Raw genomic sequence first — 8417 nt, 5'->3', positions numbered from 1 at the left:
TCTCCGGTTTAAAACGTAAAGGATGTCCCCGGTTTCTACCCGAGCAAGCCCGCTCCCACAGGGAGCGGTGTACACAAATCCATTGTGGGAGCGGGCTTGCTCGCGAAGAGGCCCTCGGGCTCGACGCAAAATTACCCGCCGCTGCGGACCAACAACACCCGCACCACCCGCCGCTCCTCGACCGCCGCCACTGTCATCGTCCAGCCATCCCATTCATGGCGATCACCGATCACCGGCAACCGATCCAGCACACTCATCACCCACCCGGCCAAGGTCTGGTAGTCATCGGAGGGCTCAGCGCTAAAACCGGTCAACTGTCGCACCCGCGTCAGGTTCAACGCACCGCTGACCATGAACCCACCCTGCTCTTCAACCACGTCCGGGCCTTCGATTTCGCTGGCGTCCGGCAGTTCGCCGGCGATGGATTCAAGGATGTCGGTCATGGTCAGCACGCCCACGAAGTCGCCGAATTCATTGACCACAAAGGCAATGTGGGTCGAGGCTTTGCGCATCTGTTCCAGGGCGTTGAGGATCGAATAGCTGTCGAGCAAGTTGATGGTCGTGCGCGCCAGGTCTTCAAGGTCCGGGTCATTGCCGGCCAGGTACTCTTTCAACAACTCCTTTTTGTGCACAAAGCCCAGGGGCTCATCCACCACGCCGTCGCGGACCAGCGGCAGGCGTGAGTAGGACGAATGCATCAGGCGTGTACGAATGGTCTCGGCATCATCGGCCAAATCGAGGTGATCGACGTCAGCCCGTACCGTCATCAGCGTACGAATCGGCCGCTCGGCCAGTTGCAGCACGCCACTGATCATGACCCGCTCACGGCGGTCGAACAGCACTTCACTTGGTGCTTCACCATTGTCCAGCAGGTCGGCAATCTCCTCGCCGACCTCTTCCACCGCCAACCGGCGACCGCCCAGCAAACGCATCACCGCATGGGCCGTGCGCTCGCGCATAGGCTTCAGACCCTGCATGGAGCGCTTGCGCCGGGCGCGGGCGATCTGGTTGAACACTTCGATCAGGATCGAGAAACCGATGGCCGCGTACAGGTAACCTTTGGGAATGTGGAAGCCCAGGCCTTCGGCGGTCAGGGCGAAACCGATCATCATCAGGAAGCCCAGGCACAACATGATCACCGTCGGGTGTTCATTGACGAATCGAGTCAGCGGCTTGCTGGCGACGATCATCAGGCCGATGGAAATGATCACCGCGATCATCATCACCGCCAGTTCATCGACCATGCCCACGGCGGTAATCACCGCATCCAGGGAAAACACTGCGTCGAGCACCACAATCTGCGCCACGATCGGCCAGAACATTGCGTAAGCGGCATTGCCCGTGCGCTGGCCGACGTGGCCTTCGAGCCGCTCGTGCAACTCCATGGTGGCCTTGAACAGCAGGAACACACCGCCGAACAGCATGATCAGGTCACGCCCGGAGAAGCTCTTGTCGAACACCTCGAACAGCGGCTGGGTCAGGGTCACCAGCCAGGAAATACTCGCCAGCAGGCCCAGGCGCATCAGCAGCGCCAGGGACAAACCGATGATCCGTGCACGGTCGCGCTGATGCGGCGGCAACTTGTCCGCCAGGATCGCGATAAACACCAGGTTGTCGATGCCCAGCACCAGCTCCAGCACGATCAACGTCAACAAGCCCAGCCAGGCAGTGGGGTCAGCTATCCATTCCATAAAAATGTCTCGATCTCTTTAGCGAATTCAGAATGCCGGGCAAGGCAAAGTGCGGCGCGAGGGCCGTGGGAGCGTAGATGCAGAAAGAGATAGAGGTCGGAAAACCGGGTGTTTGACGTGCGTCAGGGTTGCGCGAAAGCGCGAGATGGAGGGCTGACTGGGGGGCTCCGTGAGGGTGTTCATGCAGGTCCTGAATGGGAAAAAGGACTTGAAGCGTACAGGTGAAGGTAACAATTCCTACAACTGGAAATCGTTACAAAATCTGTAACAGCGTCGTTTTGGCGGACGCCTTCGCGAGCAAGCCCGCTCCCACAGGTGATCTTCAGTGTTCACAAATCCCCTGTGGGAGCGGGCTTGCTCGCGAAGCTTCTAGCGGTTTCGAACCTGCTCGATATACCGAGCCACCGCCGCCGACTTCTCAAACCGCCGATAAATCATCGACAACCACGAACTCGCTTCACCCCCCTCAATCTCCCGATACACAACCCCCGGCAACCCGACATGCCCGACCACCGACGCCGGCACCACCGCCACACCCTGCCCCAGTGACACCAGGGCAATCACCGCCACCAAGCCGCCCGGCTGCGCGCCCAAGGTTGGGGCGAAGCCTCCTTCGGCGGCGACTTGCAAGGTGCCGTTGATTTGCTCCGGCAGGATAAAGGTTTCATTTTGCAGATGCGCCGGATTGATCCGGGGCAGTCGGCACAGCCACGACTCACTCGACAGCGCCAGCACAAACCCCTCCGAATCGAGCCGCAGCGCTTCCAGCCCCTCGGGCAAGGTCATCGGCGAGCGCACGTAACCGATGTCGAACCGGCCCTCGATTACCAGGCCCGGCAACGCCGCCATCGGCGTCTCGCGCACATTCAGGCTGACATCCGGACACTCGCGGCAGAAGGCCTGCACCTGCTTTTGTAGCAAACCGGAATACACCGCCGAGGCCACGTAACCCAGCTCGATGTGGCCGATATCCCCGCGCCCGGCGCGCTGGGCGTTGCGTTGGGCGAATTCGAATTGGCGCACCGTGGCTTCGGCCTCGATCACCAGTGCCGCGCCGGCCTCGGTCAGGCTGACTTCCCGTTGCTGACGCAGGAACAGCCGCGTGCCGAGCTCCGTTTCCATGTCCTGAATCTGTCGGCTCAAAGTGGGCGGCGCGATGCCCAGTTGCTCGGCGGCTCGGGTGAAGTTGCGCTGCCGGGCAACGGCCAGGAAGTAGCGGAAATGCCTTATATCCATGGTGCATTAGCTCAAAGGTAATGAAGTCCAGACTGACAGCTAACAAAGCCTCGCGCAGACCGGGATAAGCTTTCGATGCAACCACACTAGAGAGCTAAAACCATGCACGTCAAACCCCTTACTCAAAAGGCAATCCGATCATGAGCAAGGTCAGCCCACGTCTGACGCTGCTGACCGCCTCCGGGGTGTGTTCGCTGATTGTCCTCGATACCAATATTGTCGCCGTCACCCTGCCGACCATCGCCCGGGACCTGGGCGCCAATTTTGCCGACATCGAATGGGTGGTGAGCGCCTATATGCTGGCCTTCGCCGCGTTGTTGCTGCCGGCGGGGAGCATCGCCGACCGCTTCGGCCGGCAGAAAACCCTGCTTTGGGGCCTGGGGATTTTCATCCTCGCCTCCCTCGGTTGCGGCGCTGCACCGAGCGCGTTGTTCCTCGACATTGCCCGGGCGATCAAAGGCGTTGGCGCCGCGTTGCTGCTGACTTCGGCCCTGGCTTCCATTGGCCACACCTTTCACGACGAGGTGGAACGGGCGAAGGCCTGGGCGTTCTGGGGCGCGTGCATGGGGGTGGCGATGACGGCGGCGCCGACCCTCGGCGGTTTGATCACCGAATACATCGGCTGGCGCTGGATTTTCTACCTCAATCTGCCGGTGGGTGCGTTGCTGATGGCGATGGTCTGGCGCAACGTGCCGGAATCCCGGGACACCCAATCTGCGCGCCTCGACCCGTGGGGCAGCCTGGCTTTCAGCGCGAGTCTGCTGTGCCTGATCTGGGGCCTGATCGAAGCCAATCGCATCGGCTGGAACAATCCCATGACCTACGCCCGACTGATCGGCGGTGCGCTATTGCTTGGGCTGTTTGTGCTGATCGAGCGCATGCAGCAGCGGCCCATGGTCGACCTGCAACTGTTCAAGCACCCACGTTTTATCGGCGCCCTGCTGGGCATGTTCGCTTACGCCGGTTGCGCTCAGGTGATGATGACGATGCTGCCGTTCTACCTGCAAAACGGTTTGGGTTTCTCGGCCATCGCCTCGGGGCTGGGGATGTTGCCGTTTGCGTTGACGATGCTGATTTGCCCACGCATTGGAGCGCGGCTGGCGAGCCGTTTTGCCCCCGCGACTTTGATGGCGGCGGGACTGACCCTGGTCGGCGGCGGCAATTTGCTCAGCGCCTGGGCGGTCAACAGCGGCGGTTACCTGCCCTTCGCCCTGGCCATTGCGGTGACCGGCGCCGGGGCCGGGTTGCTCAATGGCGACACGCAGAAAAACATCATGGCTTGCGTGCCGAGGGACCGCGCCGGGATGGCCTCGGGCCTGAGCACCACCATGCGTTTCAGCGCGATCATGCTGGCCATCGGTGTGTACGGCGCGTTGCTGGCCAGTCATACCGAGTTGTTGCTGCGTGACAGCCTGTCGGGGCAATGGGTTGAACAGACCCGCGGCATCGCCTCGCGAGTGGTGGCCGGAGATATGACGGCGGCGCTGGGCTTGCTGCCGGACACGGCGCGTGGCGTGGTCGAACCGCTGGCCCGGCAGGCGTTTGTCGGTGGTTTCAGTTTGTTGCTGGTGGTCGCGGGGTTGTTGGCGCTGCTGGGGGCGTTGGTGGTGGGGACGCTGATGCGTAATCCGATTCCAGCCCCCTCAAACCATTTATCGGGGACCGTTGCTCAGCAGTGATGACATTGCGCTGACTATCAGGGCCTCTTCGCGGGCAAGCCTCGCTCCTACAGGGGTCGGTGGTGAACACAGATGTTGTGTACGACGATCCCCTTGTAGGAGCAAAGCTTGCTCGCGAAGGCGGTTTCACATTCAACAGGGATGTTGGCTGGCCCACCGCTTTCGCGAGCAAGCCCGCTCCCACAGGGGATTTGGGGCGATCAGCGCGGGTGCTTGAAGGACGCCAGCACCCGCTCGGCATTCGCGTCGCAGCCCATGCCTTCGGGCTTCGCGTGGATATCGTCGATCACCGCCAGCAGCTTCGCCTTGCTCTGCGCCAGGTGTTGCTGCATTTCTTCGATCTGTTCGACTTTGCGCGTCAGGCCCGCCAACAGTTCGTCGTGCTTGAATTCACCGGTGGCGGTGTCCGGCATCAACTGCTTCAACTCTTCCAGGCTGAACCCGGCCTGTTGGGCGCACTGGATCAGGTACAGCGTCTGCAACACCTGTTCGGGGTAATGCCGGTAGCCATTGGCCCGGCGCGCGACTTTCTGGATCAGGCCCTGGGCCTCGTAAAACCGAATGCGCGACGGGTTGAAGCCACTTAACTCCGCCAATTCACCAATCTTCATCCCAACCTCATTTGCCCGCTTGACATTAAAGTTAACTTTAAGCTTAGCCTCCTCCCATCACTGATGAGGAGTCAAGCATGTCGCCCTTTCAAACGCTGAATTTGCCCAACGGCCAGACTATCGGCAATCGCATCGCCAAAGCGGCGATGGAAGAAAACCTCGCGGACACCCGACAGGCGCCTTCCGATGCCCTGTTGCGTCTGTATCAAGCCTGGGCCGGGGGCGAAGCCGGGTTGTTGCTGACTGGCAACGTCATGATCGACCGTCGCGCCATGACCGGTCCCGGCGGTGTGGCGCTGGAAGATGAGCAGCACCTTGAGCGTTTTCGTCAGTGGGCAACGATTGGCCGGGCCGGTGGCGCGCAGTTCTGGGTGCAACTCAATCATCCGGGGCGCCAGACCATGGCCAATCTCGGCCAGCAAGCCTGGGCGCCGTCGGCGGTGGCGTTGGACTTGGGCTCGTTCTCGAAGATGTTCGCCGAGCCCAAACCTATGACCGAAAGCGATATCCACGAAGTGATCCAGCGCTTCGCCACCAGCGCGGCCCTGGCGGAGAAAGCCGGATTTACCGGGGTGCAGATTCACGCGGCCCACGGTTACTTGATCAGCCAGTTTTTGTCACCGCTGACCAACCGTCGCACCGACCAATGGGGCGGCTCCCTGGAAAATCGCGCTCGCCTGCTGCTGGCGGTGGTCAGCGCCGTGCGCAAAGCCGTCTCGGCGCAGTTCTGCGTCTCGGTGAAGCTCAACTCGGCGGACTTCCAGCGCGGCGGCTTTGACGCCGACGATGCCAGGCAAGTGATCCAGTGGCTCAACGAGCAGCAGCTCGATTTGCTGGAGTTATCCGGCGGCAGCTATGAAGCCCCGGCCATGCAAGGCGAAGCCCGTGACGGCCGCACCCTGGCCCGTGAAGCGTACTTCCTGGAGATGGCCGGCGAACTGGCCAGCGTGGCGCGCATGCCGGTGATGGTGACCGGTGGCATCCGTCGCCTGGCCATCGTCGAACAGGTGCTCGACAGCGGCATCGCCATGGCCGGGATCGGTACCGCGATGGCGGTGGAGCCGCACCTGGTCAAGCACTGGCGCGAAGGCAAGAACAGCCATCCGCAATTGCCGCCGATCCTCTGGAAGCGCAAACCTCTGGCGGCGCTGGCGACCATGGCGGTAGTCAAGTTCCAGTTGCATCGCCTGAGTCGCGGCCACCAGCCCCGGCCGCAGGTCTCGGCGCTCTGGGCGTTGATCCGCGATCAGCTGTACATCGCCCGGCGTACCCGCCAATACAAACAGGCGATGACCAAGTAAACGACTCTTCACAATTCCCCGGGAGTCATGCCAGCCGTTGAGTTGTCCCTTTTTCTATCCCAAGGGCAACTCATCGATCACTGGAGTACCTCATTCATGGCGAAAATCACCCTTGCCCAGCAACTGGCAACCACCCTCGAACAGGCCGGCGTCAAACGCATCTGGGGCCTGACCGGCGACAGCCTCAACGGCTTGACCGACGCCCTGCGCACCATGGACAGCATCGAGTGGATGCACGTGCGCCACGAAGAGGTCGCGGCATTTGCCGCCGGGGCCGAGGCAGCCGTCACCGGCGAACTGGCGGTGTGCGCCGGCAGTTGCGGGCCGGGCAATCTGCACTTGATCAACGGGTTGTTCGACTGCCACAGAAACCATGTGCCGGTGCTGGCCATCGCGGCGCAGATTCCGTCGTCCGAAGTCGGCCTCAACTACTTTCAGGAAACCCACCCGCAGGAACTGTTCAAGGAGTGCAGCCACTTCGTCGAACTGGTCAGCAACCCGGCGCAGATGCCGCAGTTGCTGCACCGGGCGATGCGCAGCGCGATCCTCAATCGCGGCGTCGCGGTGGTGGTGATTCCCGGTGACGTGGCGTTGCAGGAAGTCGAAGACAACCTCAAGCCGTGGCCGGCGCTGTCCAAACCGCGCACCTTGCCGGCACCGCAGGATCTGGATCGACTGGTTGAACTGCTGAGCCAAAGCAAAGCCGTAACCCTGATGTGCGGCGCCGGATGTGCCGGCGCTCATGATCAACTGGTGGCCCTGGCCGACGCCCTCGGCGCGCCGGTAGTGCATGCCTTGCGCGGCAAGGAACACGTGGAGTGGGACAACCCGTTCGACGTCGGCATGACCGGGCTGATCGGTTTCAGCTCCGGCTATCACGCGATGCTCAACTGCGACACGTTGGTGCTGCTCGGCACCGATTTCCCGTATCGCCAGTTCTACCCCACCGACGCCACCATCATTCAGATCGACCACAACCCCGAGGCCCTCGGCCGCCGGACCACCCTGGACCTGGGCATCGCCGCCGACGTCGGCGAAACCCTCGCCGCGCTGCTGCCGCGCCTGCCCTATCGCGGTGATCGCAGCTTTCTGGAATCGTCCCTCGAACATTACAAGAAAGCGCGCCAAGGCCTCGATGACCTGGCACAGCCTTCCGCGCCGGGCCGGCCGATTCACCCGCAATACCTCACGCGCCTGCTCAGCGAATTGGCGGATGACGATGCGATCTTCACTGCTGACGTCGGCACGCCAACGGTGTGGGCTGCGCGTTACCTGAAAATGAACGGCAAACGCCGATTGCTCGGCTCGTTCAACCACGGCTCGATGGCCAACGCCATGCCCCAAGCCATCGGCGCTCAGGCAACATTCCCTGATCGGCAGGTGATTTCACTGTCGGGGGATGGTGGTTTCAGCATGTTGATGGGGGATTTCATTTCCCTGGCGCAGTTGAAATTGCCGGTGAAGATCATCGTCTACGACAACGCGTCGTTGGGCTTCGTCGCGATGGAAATGAAATCCAGCGGCTTGCTCAATACCGGCACCGACCTGCACAACCCGGACTTCGCGGCGATGGCCAACGCCATGGGCATTCTCGGGATTCGCGTTGAAGAATCGGAAGACCTGGAACCGGCATTGCGCCGGGCATTGGCCCATGATGGGCCGGTGTTGGTGGATGTGATTACCGCGACCCAGGAACTGGCCATGCCGCCGACGATCAAGCTGGAGCAGGCCAAGGGGTTCAGCCTGTACATGCTTAAAGCGGCGATGAGCGGGCGTGGGGATGAAGTGATCGAATTGGCGCGGACGAACTGGTTTCGCTGAGATTTGATGTTGAATTGACTGGCCCCATCGCGAGCAAGCTCGCTCCCACAGTAGAGCTGGGTGATGGTAAAAATCACA

General features: G+C 61.8%; 6 protein-coding genes. 3 read left to right on the top strand and 3 right to left on the bottom strand.

Annotated elements, in window-relative coordinates:
- Positions 1 to 131 precede the first annotated feature (131 nt).
- Together BK665_RS23595 and BK665_RS23590 are read right to left on the bottom strand one after the other, a co-directional pair.
- A complete protein-coding gene (locus BK665_RS23595) occupies positions 132 to 1691 on the bottom strand; it encodes a TerC family protein (RefSeq protein ID WP_123409000.1) in 1560 nt (519 codons plus the stop codon).
- A gap of 369 nt (positions 1692 to 2060) precedes the next feature.
- Complete coding sequence (locus BK665_RS23590) at positions 2061 to 2927, bottom strand: LysR family transcriptional regulator (protein WP_123408999.1); 867 nt, start codon at positions 2925 to 2927, stop codon at positions 2061 to 2063.
- Between the two features lie 140 nt (positions 2928 to 3067).
- Here BK665_RS23590 and BK665_RS23585 point away from each other — a divergent pair, with 140 nt between their 5' ends.
- Positions 3068 to 4606 carry an MFS transporter gene (locus BK665_RS23585; RefSeq protein ID WP_123408998.1) on the top strand — a complete coding sequence of 513 codons (1539 nt, stop codon included), beginning with the start codon at positions 3068 to 3070 and terminating at the stop codon, positions 4604 to 4606.
- A 200-nt stretch (positions 4607 to 4806) separates the two neighbouring features.
- On the opposite strand, the gene BK665_RS23580 is transcribed toward BK665_RS23585, so the two are convergent.
- A complete protein-coding gene (locus BK665_RS23580; RefSeq protein ID WP_123408997.1) occupies positions 4807 to 5217 on the bottom strand; it encodes a MerR family transcriptional regulator in 411 nt (136 codons plus the stop codon).
- 77 nt (positions 5218 to 5294) lie between these two features.
- Between BK665_RS23580 and BK665_RS23575 the strand changes: the two genes are divergently transcribed.
- Both BK665_RS23575 and poxB read left to right on the top strand, forming a co-directional pair.
- Positions 5295 to 6518, top strand: coding sequence for an NADH:flavin oxidoreductase/NADH oxidase family protein (locus BK665_RS23575; protein WP_123408996.1), 1224 nt, complete (start codon positions 5295 to 5297; stop codon positions 6516 to 6518).
- A 96-nt stretch (positions 6519 to 6614) separates the two neighbouring features.
- Positions 6615 to 8339, top strand: a complete 1725-nt coding sequence (gene poxB, locus BK665_RS23570) for a ubiquinone-dependent pyruvate dehydrogenase (protein ID WP_123408995.1) — start codon at positions 6615 to 6617, stop codon at positions 8337 to 8339.
- Positions 8340 to 8417: the final 78 nt, after the last annotated feature.

Origin of the sequence: Pseudomonas frederiksbergensis (genome assembly GCF_003732665.1) — a bacterium.
GTDB lineage: Bacteria > Pseudomonadota > Gammaproteobacteria > Pseudomonadales > Pseudomonadaceae > Aquipseudomonas > Aquipseudomonas frederiksbergensis_G.
This window is presented reverse-complemented; position numbering and strand designations above follow the sequence as displayed.